The organism is Bacteroides sp. (assembly GCF_030151085.1).
GTDB lineage: Bacteria > Bacteroidota > Bacteroidia > Bacteroidales > Bacteroidaceae > Bacteroides.
Genome location: NZ_JASLER010000085.1, coordinates 45,087 through 63,992, shown reverse-complemented (window position 1 = coordinate 63,992; position 18,906 = coordinate 45,087). Strand labels below are relative to the sequence as shown.

At 37.5% G+C, this 18,906-nt stretch carries 19 protein-coding genes; 14 read left to right on the top strand and 5 right to left on the bottom strand.

Annotated features, from left to right (window positions below; all coding sequences use genetic code 11):
• Positions 1-73: 73 nt before the first annotated feature.
• From Q1W14_RS18025 to Q1W14_RS18010, 4 genes are all read left to right on the top strand, one after another.
• Positions 74-307 carry a hypothetical protein gene (locus Q1W14_RS18025; RefSeq protein ID WP_300703940.1) on the top strand — a complete coding sequence of 78 codons (234 nt, stop codon included), beginning with the start codon at positions 74-76 and terminating at the stop codon, positions 305-307.
• Positions 276-2,438, top strand: coding sequence for a DUF4906 domain-containing protein (locus tag Q1W14_RS18020; RefSeq protein ID WP_300703937.1), 2,163 nt, complete (start codon positions 276-278; stop codon positions 2,436-2,438). The genes Q1W14_RS18025 and Q1W14_RS18020 overlap by 32 nt, the downstream gene beginning before the upstream one ends.
• Positions 2,439-2,717: 279 nt before the next feature.
• The gene (locus tag Q1W14_RS18015; protein ID WP_300703935.1) at positions 2,718-3,218 is read left to right on the top strand and encodes an HU family DNA-binding protein; all 501 of its coding nucleotides are present in this window, start codon (positions 2,718-2,720) and stop codon (positions 3,216-3,218) included.
• A 32-nt stretch (positions 3,219-3,250) separates the two neighbouring features.
• Positions 3,251-3,346 carry a smalltalk protein gene (locus Q1W14_RS18010; RefSeq protein WP_300703934.1) on the top strand — a complete coding sequence of 32 codons (96 nt, stop codon included), beginning with the start codon at positions 3,251-3,253 and terminating at the stop codon, positions 3,344-3,346.
• 121 nt (positions 3,347-3,467) lie between these two features.
• Here Q1W14_RS18010 and Q1W14_RS18005 read toward each other — a convergent pair whose 3' ends face one another.
• On the bottom strand, positions 3,468-6,578 hold the full coding sequence (locus tag Q1W14_RS18005) for an ATP-binding protein (RefSeq protein ID WP_300703932.1): 3,111 nt from the start codon (positions 6,576-6,578) through the stop codon (positions 3,468-3,470).
• A gap of 5 nt (positions 6,579-6,583) precedes the next feature.
• Positions 6,584-7,759 (bottom strand): ATP-binding protein, encoded by a 1,176-nt coding sequence (locus tag Q1W14_RS18000; RefSeq protein WP_300703929.1) that lies wholly within the window; start codon positions 7,757-7,759, stop codon positions 6,584-6,586.
• A 275-nt stretch (positions 7,760-8,034) separates the two neighbouring features.
• Between Q1W14_RS18000 and Q1W14_RS17995 the strand changes: the two genes are divergently transcribed.
• On the top strand, positions 8,035-8,895 hold the full coding sequence (locus Q1W14_RS17995; protein ID WP_300703927.1) for an alpha/beta fold hydrolase: 861 nt from the start codon (positions 8,035-8,037) through the stop codon (positions 8,893-8,895).
• Here the strand turns inward: Q1W14_RS17995 and Q1W14_RS17990 are convergent.
• On the bottom strand, positions 8,876-9,313 hold the full coding sequence (locus Q1W14_RS17990; protein ID WP_300703925.1) for a PepSY-like domain-containing protein: 438 nt from the start codon (positions 9,311-9,313) through the stop codon (positions 8,876-8,878). The two genes, Q1W14_RS17995 and Q1W14_RS17990, sit on opposite strands and share 20 nt — an antisense overlap.
• Positions 9,314-9,439: 126 nt before the next feature.
• Between Q1W14_RS17990 and Q1W14_RS17985 the strand changes: the two genes are divergently transcribed.
• The 4 genes from Q1W14_RS17985 to Q1W14_RS17970 all read left to right on the top strand — a co-directional run bounded on the left by Q1W14_RS17985 (position 9,440) and on the right by Q1W14_RS17970 (position 12,097).
• Entirely contained in the window at positions 9,440-9,736 is a 297-nt protein-coding gene (locus Q1W14_RS17985) for a hypothetical protein (RefSeq protein WP_300703922.1), read from the top strand.
• Positions 9,696-10,097: a GNAT family N-acetyltransferase gene (locus tag Q1W14_RS17980; protein ID WP_300703919.1), complete on the top strand. Its 402-nt coding sequence runs from the start codon at positions 9,696-9,698 to the stop codon at positions 10,095-10,097. The genes Q1W14_RS17985 and Q1W14_RS17980 overlap by 41 nt, the downstream gene beginning before the upstream one ends.
• Before the next feature lie 94 nt (positions 10,098-10,191).
• The gene (locus tag Q1W14_RS17975; RefSeq protein ID WP_300703917.1) at positions 10,192-10,779 is read left to right on the top strand and encodes a phosphoglycerate mutase family protein; all 588 of its coding nucleotides are present in this window, start codon (positions 10,192-10,194) and stop codon (positions 10,777-10,779) included.
• A 1-nt stretch (position 10,780) separates the two neighbouring features.
• Positions 10,781-12,097, top strand: a complete 1,317-nt coding sequence (locus Q1W14_RS17970) for an MATE family efflux transporter (protein ID WP_300703915.1) — start codon at positions 10,781-10,783, stop codon at positions 12,095-12,097.
• Here Q1W14_RS17970 and Q1W14_RS17965 read toward each other — a convergent pair whose 3' ends face one another.
• Entirely contained in the window at positions 12,098-12,865 is a 768-nt protein-coding gene (locus Q1W14_RS17965; RefSeq protein ID WP_300703912.1) for a LuxR C-terminal-related transcriptional regulator, read from the bottom strand.
• A gap of 121 nt (positions 12,866-12,986) precedes the next feature.
• Here Q1W14_RS17965 and Q1W14_RS17960 point away from each other — a divergent pair, with 121 nt between their 5' ends.
• Both Q1W14_RS17960 and Q1W14_RS17955 read left to right on the top strand, forming a co-directional pair.
• Positions 12,987-14,126: a GyrI-like domain-containing protein gene (locus Q1W14_RS17960; RefSeq protein ID WP_300703910.1), complete on the top strand. Its 1,140-nt coding sequence runs from the start codon at positions 12,987-12,989 to the stop codon at positions 14,124-14,126.
• A gap of 9 nt (positions 14,127-14,135) precedes the next feature.
• Complete coding sequence (locus Q1W14_RS17955) at positions 14,136-14,969, top strand: endonuclease VIII (RefSeq protein WP_300703909.1); 834 nt, start codon at positions 14,136-14,138, stop codon at positions 14,967-14,969.
• Positions 14,970-15,035: 66 nt separating this feature from the next.
• On the opposite strand, the gene Q1W14_RS17950 is transcribed toward Q1W14_RS17955, so the two are convergent.
• On the bottom strand, positions 15,036-15,176 hold the full coding sequence (locus Q1W14_RS17950) for a hypothetical protein (protein WP_300703908.1): 141 nt from the start codon (positions 15,174-15,176) through the stop codon (positions 15,036-15,038).
• Between the two features lie 231 nt (positions 15,177-15,407).
• On the opposite strand from Q1W14_RS17950, the gene Q1W14_RS17945 reads away from it, so the two are divergent.
• From Q1W14_RS17945 to Q1W14_RS17935, 3 genes are all read left to right on the top strand, one after another.
• On the top strand, positions 15,408-16,313 hold the full coding sequence (locus Q1W14_RS17945) for a LytTR family DNA-binding domain-containing protein (protein WP_300703905.1): 906 nt from the start codon (positions 15,408-15,410) through the stop codon (positions 16,311-16,313).
• 159 nt (positions 16,314-16,472) lie between these two features.
• On the top strand, positions 16,473-18,398 hold the full coding sequence (locus tag Q1W14_RS17940; protein ID WP_300703903.1) for a TonB-dependent siderophore receptor: 1,926 nt from the start codon (positions 16,473-16,475) through the stop codon (positions 18,396-18,398).
• Between the two features lie 63 nt (positions 18,399-18,461).
• The gene (locus Q1W14_RS17935; RefSeq protein WP_300703901.1) at positions 18,462-18,875 is read left to right on the top strand and encodes a DUF2141 domain-containing protein; all 414 of its coding nucleotides are present in this window, start codon (positions 18,462-18,464) and stop codon (positions 18,873-18,875) included.
• Positions 18,876-18,906 lie beyond the last annotated feature (31 nt).

Below are 18,906 nucleotides of genomic sequence, written 5' to 3'. Positions count from 1 at the left end.
GTGTATGAGGCGGGACGGATTGTTTTCTGTTGTTCCGATAGATATAAATGAATGATATAAATATAATAATGATATGAAATGGATTTTATTGAACTTTTTGAGTTTGTTTGTTATTTTCATTGGACTGACAGGGTGTGAGGAACGGATTGATGAACCTGTATCTCCATCAACGGGTGAAAAATTGGTGGCGGTGTCGCTGAACTTTGGTTTTGCAGAAGATAATGATGATGGGTTGTACCGCAACGGCTCGCCGCAACGCGAGCCTCGTATCCCCTGTGTTAACACGTGCATCTACGGATACGCCTGATAAACTTTATAACCTTGAAATCAGGCAATATGAGCCAAATGGAGATTATATAGCAGGAACGGGGAATGACTTTGGCGATGTAGGAATCGGAGAACATTTGAGTGTTAATCTGGTAGAACGTAGTGATTGCCAGCTGGTACTTGTGGCACGTGGAAGTGGTGGAGCGGTAGCTGCTTTAGGCAGTAAGTCTTTAGAAGATGTGCAGAGTATGACAGTGAGTACGTCGATTATGAACGGAATAGACCCTTCTGTAAGAGGAAGTATGAATGCGATGCCTTATGTGCTTCATCTGGAACATGTAAAAGTGGCTGTGGTTGGCGGTAATCCCGTTATCCAGAGTAAAGAAGGCAGTTATGATATCCGTTTGCTACTGAAACGGCTTGCTACAAGACTGACAGTGAATTGGGAATACAATGTGTCGGGATATAAATTGAAGCAACTCTTGTTACAAAGTATTCCACTGAATTATGCGGTGGTAGACAAGCAGGAAAGTGATGGAACTTATCCTTCATTACTATCACAATTCACTACATTGGAAATCCCGGTCAGCGATACTAATGCAGCAAAAGGTAGTTATTCTTATTGGGTTCCGGCTAATGTAAGAGGTGAAAGTGCTGCTGCTACATCGGATATACAGCGTACGAAAGCAAATGCCCCGACAGGTAGCGCTTTTCTGAATTTTGTAGCAGTGAACACATCAGATGCTAAAAAGAAACTGGATTACCGAGTCCATATCGGCTCCGGTGCATCAAATGACTTCAATATGTACCGGAATAAGGATTACGTTTATGAAGTGAATTTTAATCATGTAGGTATTCCTACGGGCGACCGCCGCGTGACCTATATAGACCCTATTCCGGCTTCGGAGAATAATAATAATTTAATTTCTACTGCCAACTGCTTTATGGTGGCACCGGGTGGGGCATTCTGTTTCGACCCGTTTGCGTTTCAGCAAAATGGTTCGGAAATTACCAATTCACGGATGACTAGTTGGTATAGCACTGCCGGTACAGGAATAAAGTCTGTGAAATTGCTTTGGCAAACCCGTGAGAATGGCGATGTGGGTGATCCGGTGATGGGACTTGCGAACTCTGATAACGACCACACGAATATTGTGGATATCAGGCGGATGGATGGCAGTGATATAACTGTCTCTCCTGCTAATAGTAAGGGGCAGTGCCTGATATATTGCCGTGTGGCGGCAAATACTTCGGGCGGTAACGGAGCGATTGCAGCGTATGACGGACCGAATGGTACGGGCAACATAATATGGAGCTGGCATGTATGGATAACTGACTATAATCCGGACACAAATGGAACAGAACAGATATTAGAGCCTGTCAATAAGCGTAAATTACGCTTTACTTTGGGCAATAACGGTATGTATCCTATGATGGACCGTAATTTGGGAGCGATGGCAGGATATGTGGATGCAGCTCCGGCCACTTATCTGGAAAAGTCGAAAACAAATGGGCTGCATTACCAATGGGGACGCAAAGATCCATTTCCTAGTAGCTATACGGAGAAAGATATTTCTACTATTGATAATAAGAATTCAACAACGCCACCTGAGGGTATGCTGAACCGTTATGGAGCTAATGGAATGACTTATATAGTAAACGGAGGTAGTATGAGCCTTGGAAACATACAATACACTTGTCGGAATCCTACCGTATTTTATGCCAAAGAAGGTACCGGTGCATATGTAGGTATGGGTGTTGGTCCGGCATGGACTAATGAAATGAGTGCTGCCACATGGGGTAATACCAAAACACTGTCGGACCCCTGTCCTGCCGGGTGGCGGATAGCATCGAAAGCAGAGATGGGGGCCGTGGTCAACAAGGGGAAGAATGTAAGCAATGACGCCACGAAAAGTAAAGACGGAGGTTATCTGATCTATTATGAAGCACAAGGCAGTGGTCACACTTCTTATTTCCGTTTTACAGGATATGGCAGATATTTCAATACGTTTGTGTCTATTGGTAGCTTATGCACTGTTTGGTCTTGTAATCAGTATAATATAGATAGCGGTTATGCTACAAGACTGGATACAGATAAAGTGTATGAAGCTCCCAGTATGTATAAAAGTGATGCCCATACGGTTCGTTGCATTCAGGAACGTACTGACTGATACTACAGGTGAGTTGTGGAGATAGATTTTTCGATCTTTGAAATGCTGGAGTAACAAAAACACAGCTATAGTCACCTGCCTTTTGTCCTTTATTTAACTCGATTGGCCTCTTTTGTACTGTAAATTGTTGTTCTACTCCTTCTCCGAATATTGTAAAGGACAAAAATATGCATAAATATTTGTGTCCTTTCACTTTTTTACGAGTTGTCCCATCTTTGCAGCGTTAACGTTGACAAAGAGATTATTAACCATTCAATTAATTAACAAAATCGTAAAATTATGGCAATTCGATTTAGAAGAGTAAACCGCCTATTTGATTTAGGCAATCCCAATTCGGGAAAGAAGTATTATGCTCAATTAGTGTACAAGTATGATAACCCGGCAACCTTGAAAGAAGTAGCTAATGAAATTAGTACTCAATCAGGAGTTAGTGAAGGTGAAACGATTAGTGTTCTCAAAGACTTTCGTACTTTGTTGAAGAAAAATCTTCTTTCCGGTCGTTCGGTAAATATTGACGGCTTAGGATATTTCTATCTTGCTGCCAGTAGTGAGGGCACGGATAAATTTGAAGATTTCACTGTAAGTAACATCAATGGACTTCGTATCTGTTTTCGTGCAAATAATGACATTCGTATTCATACTTCCGGCACTACTCGTTCCGATGGTCTTACCTTTAAAGATCTCGACCGTCTTGGTAATAATGATTCTCCTTCGAATGATGATCAAAATGGTGGTAACTCAGGTAGTGGTGGTGATGAAAATGATCATCCTCTTGGATAAAAGATTAGTGAATCATTAAAGCATGAATTATAATGAAGAAAAAAACAATTTGGACTAATATCCTGAAAGTCTTAGTCGCCGTAGCCACTGCTGTTTTAGGAGCACTTGGCGTAAATACGATGAAATGAATTAAGAAGTAAATGTGCTAAACCCGGAATTAAGTAACGAACTTGTTTATAACTGGGTATGAAAAAAAGAAAATGCTTGAAGCTCGGAAAAGGAGGTTCAAGCATTTTCTTGTATGAAGTACTATAATTTTAATCTGATTTTATTTACAATATCTATAGATATATCACGAACCTCCGCTGCTACTGTATCAAGATAAAGAAGAGGTTCTTTTGTTGTCAAAGCTTTAATGGCATAAAAATAAGGAGCCATGCTTATGTTATACTCATTTTGACTTAAATGATTTAATAGAAAATCTGCGTATCCCAATTTATAAACTTGTCCAGCGAAATAAATCCAATTATCTAATTCGTTTGTTATGTTGGTTGCATTTTCCTTTTTCAGTAATGTAGATAAAAGGTCACCTGCACTCCCTTCATTTTTATTGTAAAGTTCAAATAGTACTTGATTGAGAATATATATATAGTTATGAAATTCTTCTTTATCTATACTCAAGAAGATCTCTTCTGCTTCTTTTATTCGGTTCATCCTATCACGATATAAATCAATCAGACTATATTTGAGCGAATTGCTGTTTTCTATTACTTGCGCTTTTAAATAGGCTTCTTCTGCTTTTGCAAAGTTTGATATATGATATTGATATAAATCTCCAAATTGTTCCCATATATCAGCTCTATCTGGTTCTAAATCTAATGCACTTAGATAATATTTCTCTGCATTCGAATATTCTTGATTATTCTCATATAAATTGGCTAAAGACAAGTAAGCTAGTGAACTAGGTGTGTTGTTTATTGATTGTTCATACCACTTAATAGCTTTTTCAATATCCTTTTTTTGTTCGCTTATTATTCCCAGTCCTATTAACGCCTGTACATTAGTTGAATCTATTTCGATGACCTTTTTGAGTATTATCTCTGATTTAGAGAAGTCATTGCTAACTATATAAAGTGCTCCTAAATTGATGTATGCATCAATTTCTTGAGGATTTGATTCAATGATTTTTTCGTATATTTTGATAGCTTTTTCATTGCATTCAGTTAATTCATATAAGTCTCCTAAATTATAATATGCATCACTGTCATTTGGATTAATCTTGATAACTTTTTTGTACAGTTTCTCCGCTTTATTATATTCTTTTAGATTTTTATAAATTGTTGCAAGATTATAAAGCACTATTTCATCATGTGGATCTTTTTTGATTATTTTTTTGTAAAATTCGATAGCTTTGGATGTGTTTCCAATATCATGATAAATATAGGCTGAATAGAAAAGAGAAATCGGATTGTTGGAATTTATTAAAAGTGCTTGACTGTATGCTTTTTGTGCTTTTTCATAGTTGTGATTCTCAAAGTACACAAATCCAAGTGAATTGTAGAACTCTATATCATCCGGTTTTAGCTCAATAGCCTTTAAAAACATTTTCTCTGCCATCTGAATATTGCCTAAGTTTTCATGATATAATTTCCCCAAAAAGTAAGCTCCCATTGGATTGGAGGGATTGGCTGTTAGTGCTTTTTTGCACCACTTTTCAACTTCATTATAATCTTTTTTATGATCGTGGCTAATTATTGCAAGATTGATATATGATTCTACATTATTATTATCTAGCTTTAAAGCTTTTTTAGACCATTTTTCTGCAGTATCAAATTCTTCTGAAATTATCAGACTATCAGCAATTAAGAGACATATGCTGGCTTTTAGTTTAGGATTTTTGATCCTGTTTATAAGAGTTTCTGCTAAGAATTCAGATGTAGTCCAATCTTTATTGTCAATCTTATCCTTTAATTCATTAAATAGGGAGGATAAATCACTCTTTTCATATAGATCACTTTGATCGAAGATATCTAATAGCTCTGGCTGTTTTTGAAAATGATCGAAGATGAATTTTCTAGATTTCATATAAAGCTGCTCACTAGTCTTTTTATCCGGAGTTAGTTTAGCTGCGGCTAATGCTTCAATAACTTGTTTAGTACAAGTAAAAGAAGATGTAAGGCAGCGTTCTGCTATTTCCTTTATTTCTTCTCCATAATAAGCTTCCATAAACTTCGATAGACAGAAGACACTTCTTTTTTGCCTTCTACTGCTTCTTCTCATTAGAAACCAAATATTGAATATTCGTTCACTTATCTCATAAGCACCATTTTTACCTTGCCTATTCGTTGGTTTCTCTATCCAACCGGAATCAACTAGTCTCTTAAGTTGTGGAGAAAGTTGGCTGTTTTCATATCGAGTCGTTTCTCTTAATTGTTCTAATGTAATTGGTTCCCAATTCATTGCTATAGCATCGAGAATGATTTGCATCTGATCGGACAATTCTTCGAAGCGAGCTTTATAGATAGGAGTAATTTCGTCCAGTAAGGCTTCAAGATCATCGTTGATATCGGAAGAGAAACCTTTGAGAATAAGCCTGAATAGCATTACTGCGGTGCGTGGGTTGCCTCCAGTAAGTTGATATAGCGCTCTTAATCGGGCGGCATGTAGATGAATAGAGGGAATAACACGAGATTCGTGAGTTATATTAGCTAAGTTTATAAGTATTTCAGTTAACTCTTCTATTTTGAGTTTATTTAAATGATGAATACGGAATGCATCATAAAATGGTGCTTGATAGTCGGTAGTTCCTTCCATCATAATAGAACTGGCACCTATAATAAGGGGTGCACCATTTGCGCTCATTAAGGATCGTAGAGTATGCTGCTCCTTTATGTCCATTCGGTCAAAAATTAAACTGAGATTATCTATAAGCAAAACTGGTCTTCTGTTTAATCTTTTTGCAGCAGCAATCAAAAATCCATATGCTTCGTTAGCTCTTTCGTTATCATCGGTGATACCTGCCAAATTGCCTACCACCTGATCTATTTCACTGACCATTTCTTTTTTATGTTCTAACTCTATTACATCAGCCAAAGCGTCAATACAATTGAGCCAAAACTCAGATAGGTTTCTTACATTATATTGTTCTTCCGGAAAAAGTAATGGAATGAATCTCTTATTCCATGGGCCGGTACGAAGTTCCACTTCAATTCGTTTCAACAGAGTAGTTTTGCCCATTCCCCTTTGAGCAATAATGAGCTGATGTTGTGGCATGTCATCTTCTTGAGTACGATCAAGCGTATCCATGATTATTTCAAACTGCTTTTTTCTAGCTATAAATAGCTTCTTTGCTTGTTCGTCCGTTACTCTTTGAGTGTTGTACAATCCAATTTGGGTCAAAGTAAGTTTATCCATATTCATAAATATCAGGCTATAAATTTGTTATACCAAAAATCTCTTAAAAGGAAAGAACGAAATTGATATTTATTTGTTTCCTTATTTCGTATTATATATCCGTCGTTACTAAGAATTTCCAAGATAGAACCTAAGATTTCATCAACCTCATCAATATCATTATATAAGGTCAACATCTTATTCTTGATCATATCCCTAGATTCTCCTTCAGGTACTTTAGACAAATTGTCTAAAATTAGTTTCATGGGTTTGTTGAGAGGAGTGTATTCTTTCAGTCGCTCCTCCCAAGTGTTAAAATACTGTTTGCTGAGTAATTTTTCATAAGCCTCATTGACATTTTCAATTGTTATCTTGATCAAGTCATTATAACAAGAAAGGTCTCTAATTTCCGAGAATATGATTTGTATATAGAATGGAAGAGCCCATCCAATCTTTTGTAATATATATTTTTTACATTCGTCTGGCATACTAATTTGGTATGAGTCACTAAGTGCAGTTAATAATTCAATCGCTTCTTGGTCACTTAATGCTCCGAGTTTGAAAGGTTCTATATCATTTACAGTATGACTCAGTTTATGTATGGATAAAAAGTTCTCAATGCTGACAGAGCTGCAAAATATCCATAAATGGGCACACTCTCTATTTTGTCTGAAGCTTCTTAACCAATTTAAGAAAAACTGCACATTTTCAATATTCTCTTTGTCTTTTCCGATTAGATAATCTAAGAAAATAGCCAGTTCATCCAAAACGATTAGGATTTGTCGTTTTCCCATCTCTTCTATAAGGTGAGCTAAGTTTCTGAATACATCTGCCCTTTGGTCTTTCCATCCTAGTCCAATATCTACACCTCCTGCAGAAATTGTAGTTTGAACTTGCTTGATTATATCAATGATTTGTTGACCTCCTCTCGCTACTATGCCCTTCTTAGCATTCAACTTATCAATAAAAGTAGCAACAAATTCTTTTTCACTGTGAACTCCTTCTAAATCCAAGAATAGAGTATCCCATTCTTCTTGTTCAGCCATCTCTTGTAACTTTTTTGCAAAAGAAGTTTTCCCAACTCTTCTAGGAGCTGCTAGTATAAGTGAATTTCCATCACATATCTTTCTCCATGCAATTTTTAATTCTTTTTCTCTTCCAAAAAAATTCCCTTTTTCTACAGAAGCTCCGGTTTTATTTTCAATCATAATCAATCTTCTTTTAATAATAATGCAAATATATACATTTTTGTATATATACAAAAATGTATATATCTATTTTTGAATTTAGTATTTGATAAAGTATCCATTTAGCTCTTTTCACTTTTGATTTGGAACATACGAATATGATTAATTTTATACTCCCTATACTTACTTACTATATTAGTAGCATTTTCTTGTATGAAGTAACAATATACCTAAAAATGGGGATAGGCGGATAGGATATTTTCTCCGACCTTTGCAAACTCGAAAAAATGAGTAGAATGAAAAATTTGCATATACTGTTTGTGATGTTATTTGGTGGCGTGTTTCTCTTTCCAGTGAAAGCTCAGGAGACAATATCTGTGGGTACATGTCATCGTATGTTTTCCCAATTGCTGAATGAAGAAAGAATTTATTGGGTTTATAAGCCGGAAACTCGGTCGGGAGAGCCTGAGAGGAGTTATCCGGTTCTTTATTTGTTGGATGGTGATTCTTTTTTTCATTCGGTTGTAGGTTTTACACAAATGTTTTCAGCTTCCAAAGTGTCTTCATTGCCTCCGTGTATAGTGGTAGCTGTATTGAATACAGATAGGACGAGGGACTTGACACCAACAAGTTCTGCTGCTCGTCGTGATGGAACTGTTCAAGCTGGAGATAAGCCGGAAGGTGGTGGAGCGGAACTGTTTTATCGTTTTTTGGTAGAGGAATTGCGACCGGAGATTGAGAAGCAGTTACCTATTGACGGGACAAATTATCTGGTGGGGCATTCGTATGCCGGACTGTTTACTCTTCATGTTTTGTTGACTCATCCGGAGGCTTTTGATACTTATATGGCGTTGGATCCCAGTTTGTGGTGGGATCAGGGATATTTTATGAAACAGGCAGAGGAAGAAATTGCGATGAGTGATTTCTCCGGTAAGCAGTTGTATATAGGGTTTGCCACTCAGCCACGTCCGGGAAAGAAATTGATACATTTCCCATTGGTGGATAGCTTTTTGACGAAGATAGCTCCCTGCATGGAAAAGCAGCATTTACGGGTTATTTCAAGAAAATTCCCGGAAGAAACGCATGGTACTATCGCTCTTCCAGGAATCTATGATGGGTTGAAATCTTTATTTTTAATTAGTCGTCAATATCAATAACTCTCATTTTGGAGTCAAACTTGATTTCCCAACGATTGGATAACTTGATTTCATATTCTTTTTGGTCTCGTTCTATTTGCAAAATCTTAGCATCGGGATAATTCGTCTTTACATAAGTTTTAATAGCTTCTGGAATGATTTGTGCCGGAACTTCACTCTGACGGCATTGTATTTCCGTCCATTCGCCAGACTTGTCAAATTCCAGTTTTTCGCCATTAGTGAATACTACATCATAGCTCTTATAGAAAAGTTCTGTTTCTTGCTTAGCCAATGCAACTTTATTATTTTTGAAATAGGTGTTGATAAACGTCTGTGCCTTTGCTGGAAGTTGATTTACTTCAATAGGTTTATCGTTACCTGCCATTACCATTGTGTGCATCGTGAACATACAGATTAATAACATTACTAACTTTTTCATACTTCTTTATTTTTAATGATTAATACTTTATTGGTTTCTATATTGCAAAGATGAGAAGGGAATCTGGAAAAAATTGGGAAAATGCTTTATATTTGGAAAAAATGCAAGCATAACAAGAAATATAGTATGATAGAAATAAAATCCTTTGCCAATATCGGTTTCGATGTTTTATTCACCGCATTTGAACAGGCTTTTGCTGAATATGAAGTTCAGCAGGACAAAGTACAACTCCAGCGAATGTTAAAAAGGCGAGGCTTCAATCCTAATCTTTCATTCGCTGCTTTCGAAGGTGATAAGATAGTAGCTTTTACTTTGAACGGTATTGGAAATTATTATGGTGTTCGGACCGCTTATGATACGAAAAGTCTGTACTCGTCTTCAAGTGCAGAACTCCGTTTCTCCTTATATAATAAAGGAAATTAATATTGCTGACTATCTAGTTTCTGATTTTTGGGATTTCTGCCCTTCATGGCAAAATAGTTTTGAGGCCATAAGCAGAGTACCTGACGTTTTTATTACTTTGGGAATATTTGCTGAAGATATTTTATTGGGATATTGCATATTTGAATCTCAGTCCGGGGATATTACCCAAATAGCTGTTGATAAAGGTTGCAGAAGAAAAGGTATAGGAACATTACTGTTTGAAGAGGTAACCAAGTTAATAAATAGTAATCAGATAAAGATTATAAATACAGAACTGTCATGTGATGCTATCACTCGTTTTCTGGAAGTAAAGAAGATCGCAGTAAAAGGAAAGCATTTTGAAATGATAAAAATGCTTTGATTGGAGTACTTTTTTTGATTAGCCTCTAATAGCTATAAATAACTATTTCCTGACTTTACCTTTCTCTCTACCTTTGCCCCAAAATCAACAAACAATGAAAGAAATACTAGAATTAGCTGCAAAAAATCAGCAGAAAGCATGGGAAGTGGTTCGTAAAACGGACATTATTGATATCTGGAAGTCGATAGGGGCGGAAATAAATTTGGTCGGTTCCTTGAAAATGGGGTTGTTGGTGAAACATCGAGATATTGATTTTCATGTCTATTCATCAACTATTACTCCAGTTGATAGTTTCCGGGCAATGGAGAAAGTGGCAGCAAATAATTCGATTAAGAGGGTAGAGTATAATAATCTGCTGGATACAGAAGAGGCATGCTTGGAGTGGCACGCTTGGTATCAGAACGAAGAACATGAACTTTGGCAGTTGGATATGATTCATATTCTGAAAGGTTCTCGTTATGACGGATACTTTGAAAAAATGGCAGAATGGATTTCTGCAGTATTGACGGACGAGACGAGAAATGCGATTATGAAACTGAAATACGATACTCCTGAAACGGATAAATTTATGGGAGTGGAATATTATCAGGCTGTGATTAGGGATGGTGTGCGGAGTTATGAGGAATTGAAAGAATGGAAGCGGCAACATCCGGTTACAGGTATTATTGAGTGGCTACCTTAATATGCAGGTCACATATAGAACGATCTGGCAAACTACTTATCCTATACTTCTCAGCCTTTTGGTAGAGCAATTAATTGGTATTACCGATACTGCTTTCCTTGGACATCTGGGGGAAGTCGAGCTTGCTGCTTCTGCTTTGGCAGGAGTGTGCTATCTAATACTCTATGTTATAGGCTCAGGCTTTGGAGTTGGCTTACAAATATTGATTGCACGGTTAAACGGAAAAAAAGACCAAAATGAAATTCGAAATATATTCGGTACGGGAATATATTTCCTTTTGGTATTGTCTTTCTTGATTATTGGATTATCTAAAGTCTGTTTTCCTTTTCTTCTGAATTATTTTATCCATTCTGATACTATCTATCAGAATGTGATTGCTTATATGGATTGGCGATTGTACGGGCTACCTTTCTCCTTTCTGATAGTGGCTTTCAGAGCCTATTTTGTTGGAGTTACTCATACGAAAATCCTGGCGGTAAGTTCGTCGGTTATGGTACTTGTAAATATAGTTTTTAACTATGTACTGATCTTCGGAAAGTTAGGTTTTCCTGCTTGGGGGATAAGTGGGGCGGCTATCGGTTCGACTATTGCAGAAGGAGTAGCGGCGTTGATACTTACTGTTTACATAGCCAAAGGTGAGAGGAATATCATGAATATAAGCAAGTTAAGAATACGTTGGCAATATATGAAACGTATTCTGAATTTATCTACTTGGACGATGTTGCAATCGTTACTTTCGTTTGTATCATGGTTCATGTTCTTTATTACGATAGAACATCTTGGAGAACAATCGTTGGCTGTTTCCAATGTTGTCAGAAGCATTTCGGCGATACCATTTATATTTGTAATGGCGTTTGCCTCTACTGGAAGTGCGTTTATCAGTAATATATTGGGTACGGATAGAAGAAATCCGATAAGCAATATTTGTAAGAAGATAACGTTGCTTTGCTATACAACTTGTTTGCCTATTGTGTGCATTGGAGTATTGTTGCCAACTTGGCTTTTACAGATATATACGGATAATCAACTGCTTGTCGGCATGGCTATAAATCCACTATATGTTATGTTTTCATCGTACGTTATCACTGTACCTGCTTTTGTATTGTACTATGCAGTTTCCGGAACGGGGAATACATTCTCTTCATTAGTAATAGGTCTTTTATCACTTTCAGTTTACTGTATATATATTGTGCTGATTGGGAATTGCAGACCAGATCTTCTTGGGTTATGGGCATCAGAACATGCTTACGCTCTCTCTATTTTTCTATTTTCGGCTTTCTACTTGTGGCGTTTTAATTGGCGGAAGAAGATTGTGTAATTAATTCAGTGCACCAAGCTCCAGACCTCTGTTGATAGCTTCAATAGAGTTTTGTACCCCTAACTTATGCAAAAGATTTTGCCGATGGATATTGACAGTATGTATGCTGATAGATAGTTTATTGGCAATCTCTTTACTTAGAAAACCATTTTGGATAAGGCGCAGTATCTCAATTTCTCGTTGGGTGAGATTGATTTGTGGTTGTAAGAGGGTTTGAGGGGAAAACATTTTTCCATCCTTAAGATTCAGAACGGTGCAATCTACCTGTTCTGATTCCTTCTGATTGGGAGCAATATCCATATCTCCCAAGATAAGCCATGCTTTTCCAGTGCGGTCTTGTTCCAGTACACGTTGCTTACTAATGACGCGAATGTATTGTTGTCTGGCGTTTAGTACCCGGAAACTATAGATATTGCAATAATCATTGCGCTGCTTTAAAGGTTGATTGTAGATGAATTGAGCTAACTGTACTTGTAATTTTTCCAACTGCTGCCTATCATCAAGATGAATCCGGGATTCCAAATAATCTCCCTGCTTCTCCACTGTGGCGATTTTATGACTTTCATAACCTAATAAATCTACAAAGTTGGTAGAGGCAAAAGCGTATCTGCATTTATAAACATCAACCACGAATGTGCAACTGCGGCTAATAGTGGAAAGTTGATGGAGAGCAGTCTTGTTACGCTCCCATAATGCATAATCAATGTGATTGGCGGATAATTTCTGCTTTGCCCACATTTGTTCTCTGGTAGGGGTAGTAGGTTTCATACAACGAAGGTATGTCTTTTCTTGTGAAAAAGTTGTGTCTAATTCATATTTTTATGGAGGAAATTATAAAGATGCCTATTTCGGATAACTAAATTTGAGATAGGCATTGTATTTTTGTAGTATGGATCAAATAGCAGATAAACAATATTGCCAAAGTTGTGGAATGCCTCTTCGTTTCGACATTGAGGAATATCTGGGGACGAATGCCGATCACTCCCGTAGTGATGAGTATTGTTACTATTGCTTGAAAGATGGAGAGTATATAGTCGATATTTCTATGGGTGAAATGGTTGATATCTGGGTGAAGTACACGGATAAATATAATTGGTATTCGGGTACGAATTATACTCCGCAGGAATTAAAGGTGCTCTTGAATAAACGCTTGCCGACTCTCAAGCGTTGGTGTCAGAAGGAGAATACGCAATGTGTGCATCATGCAGCTATTAATCGGGTGAGAACTTATATTAATCAAAATCTTTTTTGCGATCTTACTCCTGAACAATTAGCCGAAATGGTTAATTTGTCGTTCTATCATTTTAGAAGAGTATTCAAGAGTATTACCGGAGAAAACGTTGGTACCTATATTCAGCGTCTACGTCTGGAATATATAGCCCATTTATTGATTGCTACTATCCAATCTATTGAGAAGATACGAGAACAGACTAATTACCAAACAAAATTCAGTTTGGCGAAAGCATTTAAGAAGCATTTTGGGCTCTCTATGTCAGATTATCGTGCGAAATACCAATCCGTGGGCAATCAGTTCGTATCTGATAGCTTGCCTGAGCCTGAGATAAAACGAATCAATACACAAAGGGCGGTTTGTCTGGAAGTAGGGGATACTTTTTATAGTAAACGTGCCTATACCAGTATTTGGAAGGAATTGGTATCTTATAAAAAAAAGTATCTGAAGTTTGATATAAAGAATCGTTACATAAGTATTAGCTTGGATAATCCGATTGTTACACCAAAAGAGCAATGTCGGTTTTATATCGGGATAATGCCGGTTGAAGAAATTAGCCATAGAGGCAAATTTTCGATACAAGAAGTACCTGGCGGTACGTATGCAGTTTTTAAGTACAAAGGGAATTATGCTGATTTGCCCTATTTTTATAAAACGATATATGAGGAATGGTTTCCTAAAAGTGGATACTATCAAAAGCAACCGTTGATCTTTGAAGTTTATTGTAATACTCCGAATGAAACAGCTCTTGATGAGTTATTAACAGAAATCTATATCCCGATTGATAATCAAAAATGAAAGAATAATATGTTGGAGTTACCCGAAGTTCTCACGCTGAGTAAGCAAATTAATCATGTTTTGGCTGGCAAGACGATTACACAAGTGTTCAATGCTACCAAGCCACATAAGTTTACGTTTTATAATAGTGATCCGTTGCAGTATGGCAAGTTATTAGTTGGTAAGACTATCTTGTCATCTAAAGGATTTGGAATGTTTGTCGACTTTAATCTTTCGGATAATGTGACGATGAATATTGGTGACGGAGTTATTGTGCGCTATTATAAACCAGATGATAAAATTCCTGCTAACTATCAACTATTGCTTACTTTCGCTGATGAATCGTTTCTTGTTTTTACAGTTGCTATGTATGGCTTTATCAATGTTTATCTAAATGATGTTATTGATAATAAGTATTATAAAATAAGTCGTGATAGTATCTCCCCTCTGAGTGGAGACTATACGGAAGAGCAATTCGACAAGCTCTTTGCCGAAGCTAAAAATACCCTGACCGCCAAAGCCCTGCTTGCTACTGAGCAACGTATTCCGGGAGTAGGCAATGGAGTAACTCAAGATATTCTGTTCAATGCTAGCATTCATCCGAAGCAGAAAGTACTGAAACTGTCGGATGCCCAAAAAGAAATTCTGTTCCGTTCTTTGAAAGACACTTTAATGGATATGGTTTTTGAAGGTGGTCGTGATACACAACCCGACCTTTATGGCAATTATGGTGGATATAAAACGATTCTTTCTGCCAAAACATGGAAGAATCCTTGTCCCTGTTGTGGAGGAATGGTTGTGAAAGAAGCATATTTGGGAGGATCGGTTTATTATTGCCCGCAATGTCAGAAGATAGGAGAATGAATATAAAGAAAAGGGCGGGAGACTTTTCAGTCTTCCGCCCTCATTCATTTTATTTAAAGGTGTTGTTTACATGGTAATATGTGACTGCTTTGCAAGCAGTTTTTGCAGTTTGCCATTCAAAGTCTGGCACATAGTTCCGTTTCCCATTGCTTGATAGCGTTTGATACGGTACTGTAACATCATAATTTCATTTTCATTCTTTTTCATAATCATCTTCTTTTTGTGCCTTCCGCGTTTCGGAAAGCGATTATACATCATTTATTGTTTTCTCTTATCAACGCTGCAAAGATATGAAATGTTTTCGAGAAATATGTTTTATAGCATAAAAAGATGCATAATTCATTGCGCTTTTATTGAAAATACGTAATTTTGTAATCTCTATATTACAAATATATTACATATCTTTGCAATACCCTACTATATAATACATATAACGGAATGAATAAACTGACAGAACTTTTGCATAGTCCTTATCCTGCACTTTGTCAACGATGGAAGACGGTATTAATACCCTCGGTGATCGTTTTTCTGATTATTTATTTGCTGCAACCATTTGGTATTGCTCAAATGCATAACGCACACAAGCTTTTTATTTTATTAGGGTATGGAGTAGTTACCGGTATGGCATTGGGAGTCTTTGTTTATGTATTGCCTGCTTTTTTTCCGAATTATTATAAGGAACAAAGGTGGACCTTAGGCAAACAATTACTTAATATATTAATGAATTGTGTGTTGATAGCAGTGGGTAATTGGCTATATACTTCTTGGCTATATGGTCTGGAACCAAGTTGGTATTTGTTTTTGGTTTGTATGTTATGGGTTGCCATATTAGCTCCTTTTCCTACCACTATCTTTTTGATGTGGAATCGGAATTTGCTTTTAGCCCGTAACCTGAAAGAGGCGACGGAGATGAATTTCTATCTTTCAAGGAAGATAGTATCCGAAGATAAAAAATCATCTACAGAAGAAAAAGGAGATTGCCCGAAAGTTTTAATCTTTTCAGGAGGAACAAAAGAAGTGCTAGAAGTAAATGCTGATAATTTTCTTTATGCCGAAGCTGAAGGAAATTATGTGAAGGTGACTTGCTATTCTATTAAAGATGGAAAGGCAGTTCAGAAATTATTGCGAGTTACGATGAAGCAGGCGGAAGAAACGATAGCCAGTTACTCTTATGTAATTCGTTGTCACCGTGCTTTTCTGGTGAATGTCCGAAAGGTAGTAAAAGTAGAAGGAAACTCACAAGGATATCGCTTACGATTGGAAGGATGTGAAGAAGAAGTTCCTGTTTCAAGAGCATACGCCAAAGAGGTGAAAATGTTGATAGAGAATGAGGTAGCAAGCTAGTCATTCGTCACAGAAATACGTCATTCATCACAGGATGATTGCCATTAGTCACATATCCGGGCTGTCTGTCCCGGATATTTTTTTGCTCTGAAATCTTCCTCTATGTTTGCAACAGCGAAAGCAAATTGCATGTTGGTAATCGAAAATAAACATAGAGATATGAAACGGAAAATTATCCTTTTAGCTTTAAGTATTTTATTCTTTGTGCATCCATCCATAGCACAAAAGGCGATAACAGATACGATACAACTTAAATTCAATATCGATAGTGTCGGATTGGAGGAAGTCGTAGTGAAAGGACGTAAAACTCCTGCTGCTAATAGTCGTTGGAGTGATATGCATCCGGTAGAACTGGTTACGGTGGGCGGTGCCAACGGTGATTTATACAAAGCATTGCAAACATTGCCCGGTACGCAGGTGCAAGGTGAAACCGGCGAACTGCTGGTACGCGGCGGCAGTAGCAGTGAGACACAAACCTATATAGATGGTATGCATGTATTGAATCCTTATACTTCAAATGGTATCAATACACCGGCTCGAAGCCGTTATTCCACTTTTATGTTTAGCGGGGTGAACCTTGCTTCCGGTGGTGCTTCACAAGAATATGGAGAAGCGCTCTCTGCCGTACTGCCTTTGGAGACAAAAGATTATAGCCGGGTTAATAAAGTGGGAGTGAATGCTTCGGTTGTCGGGGTAGGAGGCGGAGGTACACACGTTTTTGATAAAGGCTCTTTGTCGGTGGATTTGAACTATCAGAACTTGGGATTATATGATAAGATTTATTCCGGTCGTAAAAAGTTCTCAAAACCCTATCGGATGTTTTCAGGGGCCGCTCAGTTCCGGTATACTCCTGATGAGGCTACTGCTTTGAAGATTTATGCCCAGTATGACCGTACCGACCTTTCTACATACGAAGGAGAAGAACGTAGATTATTTGGATTGGGCGAGGATAATGTTTATATCAATGCAACTTTCCGCCGTCGCATGTCGGGTGGATGGAATTGGTTTGCGGGTGCAGCCTATTCGTTCAATGAGCAGAAGATAAATGGTGCTGTTATGACAAGTGACGATTGGTTGGAGCGTCAACAAGAATTGCATCTGAAAACTAAAGTTTTTAAACGTTTGTCATCGACTTTTCGCTTGGATATGGGATTGGAGAGCTATATCCGTTCTTATAAGAATCATTATCTGCTTTCCGAAATTGATGATAGTAATAGTATGTCGCCCACGGTTAGTGCAGGATTCTTCTCGGCTACTTATTATCCTGTAGAACAACTTAAAGCCGAACTTTCTTTTCGTACGGAGTATACTTCACTAAACCGAAAAGTGAATTTCTCTCCACGGTTAGCATTGAACTATCATTGGGGAGATGTCATGTTTTCAGGAACCATAGGGTGCTATACACAATTACCGGAGAATGAATATTTGGTTCGCCAGCCTGATTTGAAGTCTGAAGAGTGTTTGCAATATAATCTGGGTATCCAGTATGGTAACGGTGGACGCTTTTACAAAGCCGAATTCTATTATAAAAATTATGATCGCTTGGCATTGACTGAAGTAAATGCTTCCCCTGAAGCTATCTTCTTGACATCTAATGGATATGGACATAGCAAGGGTATCGATCTTTTCTTCCGTGACCAGGCTTTGCTTAAAAATCTGGAATACCAGCTTTCTTATACCTATAATATATCCAAACGTAAATACCAAGAGTATACCGAAGTGACCACACCTCAGTATGCTACCCGACATAATGCAGCCTTGGTAGTAAAATACTCTTTACCGAGTTTACATACCATTATCGGTGTAACCAATCGTTTCAGTAGTGGTCGTCCTTACCATAACCCTACTTTACCAGGCTTGATGAACGATGAGGTGAAACCCTATAACAGTTTGGATTTGGGACTAACTTATTTGGTTAACAAGAAGGTGATTATCCATGCTTCCGCAACCAATATCTTGTGCCGGAAGAATGAATTCGGGAAGGTAGACAATAAAGCCATATTGGCGTCCAGCGACCATTTCTTCTACATAGGAGTATATATCACCCTTGGTAAGAAGGCTGCTTACGATGTATCTAATTTCTAACCCCTCGTACCCCTGAAGGGGATGGAGAATACCCTTAATATTAACTTTTTAAACTCAACGAAAATGAAAGCAATGATTATCTTTTTAGTATTTGTATTGCAAGGTGTAGCTCAGCTGCTGTTTGCACAGAACTTAACTATTGAAGTGCGTGATATAGAGAAAACGGAAGGTTATCTCTACGTAGCCATCTACAACTCTCAAGAGACATTTATGAAGAAGCCATTGGCAGGTTTCCGGGTCGACGTAAAGGACAAAGTACTTTCTATACCTTGTAAGGGATTGCCTGCCGGTACATACGCTATTTCTCTCTATCAGGATGAGAATGGAAATGGAAAACTGGACACTGGGGCTTTCGGTATTCCCACAGAGAAATTCGGCTTTAGTAATGATGCCGAAGGTGTAATGGGAGCACCTTCTTTCGACAAATGCTGCTTTTCTTTTACTGAAGACATGACTTTGGTGATACATTTGAAATAGATTCTTAAAAAAATCTTTAATTTTGTAGTCT

Bases quoted from the DNA above. Each gene is read 5' to 3' on its own strand.
- Q1W14_RS17955 (WP_300703909.1), top strand. From the start codon at position 14,136: ATGTTGGAGTTACCCGAAGTTCTCACGCTGAGTAAGCAAATTAATCAT.
- Q1W14_RS17995 (WP_300703927.1), top strand. From the start codon at position 8,035: ATGAAAAATTTGCATATACTGTTTGTGATGTTATTTGGTGGCGTGTTT.
- Q1W14_RS18015 (WP_300703935.1), top strand. From the start codon at position 2,718: ATGGCAATTCGATTTAGAAGAGTAAACCGCCTATTTGATTTAGGCAAT.
- Q1W14_RS17935 (WP_300703901.1), top strand. From the start codon at position 18,462: ATGAAAGCAATGATTATCTTTTTAGTATTTGTATTGCAAGGTGTAGCT.
- Q1W14_RS17960 (WP_300703910.1), top strand. From the start codon at position 12,987: ATGGATCAAATAGCAGATAAACAATATTGCCAAAGTTGTGGAATGCCT.
- Q1W14_RS17940 (WP_300703903.1), top strand. From the start codon at position 16,473: ATGAAACGGAAAATTATCCTTTTAGCTTTAAGTATTTTATTCTTTGTG.
- Q1W14_RS18025 (WP_300703940.1), top strand. From the start codon at position 74: ATGAAATGGATTTTATTGAACTTTTTGAGTTTGTTTGTTATTTTCATT.
- Q1W14_RS17950 (WP_300703908.1), bottom strand. From the start codon at position 15,176: ATGAAAAAGAATGAAAATGAAATTATGATGTTACAGTACCGTATCAAA.
- Q1W14_RS17970 (WP_300703915.1), top strand. From the start codon at position 10,781: ATGCAGGTCACATATAGAACGATCTGGCAAACTACTTATCCTATACTT.
- Q1W14_RS17985 (WP_300703922.1), top strand. From the start codon at position 9,440: ATGATAGAAATAAAATCCTTTGCCAATATCGGTTTCGATGTTTTATTC.
- Q1W14_RS17975 (WP_300703917.1), top strand. From the start codon at position 10,192: ATGAAAGAAATACTAGAATTAGCTGCAAAAAATCAGCAGAAAGCATGG.
- Q1W14_RS17945 (WP_300703905.1), top strand. From the start codon at position 15,408: ATGAATAAACTGACAGAACTTTTGCATAGTCCTTATCCTGCACTTTGT.
- Q1W14_RS18010 (WP_300703934.1), top strand. From the start codon at position 3,251: ATGAAGAAAAAAACAATTTGGACTAATATCCTGAAAGTCTTAGTCGCC.
- Q1W14_RS17990 (WP_300703925.1), bottom strand. From the start codon at position 9,313: ATGAAAAAGTTAGTAATGTTATTAATCTGTATGTTCACGATGCACACA.
- Q1W14_RS18000 (WP_300703929.1), bottom strand. From the start codon at position 7,759: ATGATTGAAAATAAAACCGGAGCTTCTGTAGAAAAAGGGAATTTTTTT.
- Q1W14_RS17965 (WP_300703912.1), bottom strand. From the start codon at position 12,865: ATGAAACCTACTACCCCTACCAGAGAACAAATGTGGGCAAAGCAGAAA.
- Q1W14_RS18005 (WP_300703932.1), bottom strand. From the start codon at position 6,578: ATGAATATGGATAAACTTACTTTGACCCAAATTGGATTGTACAACACT.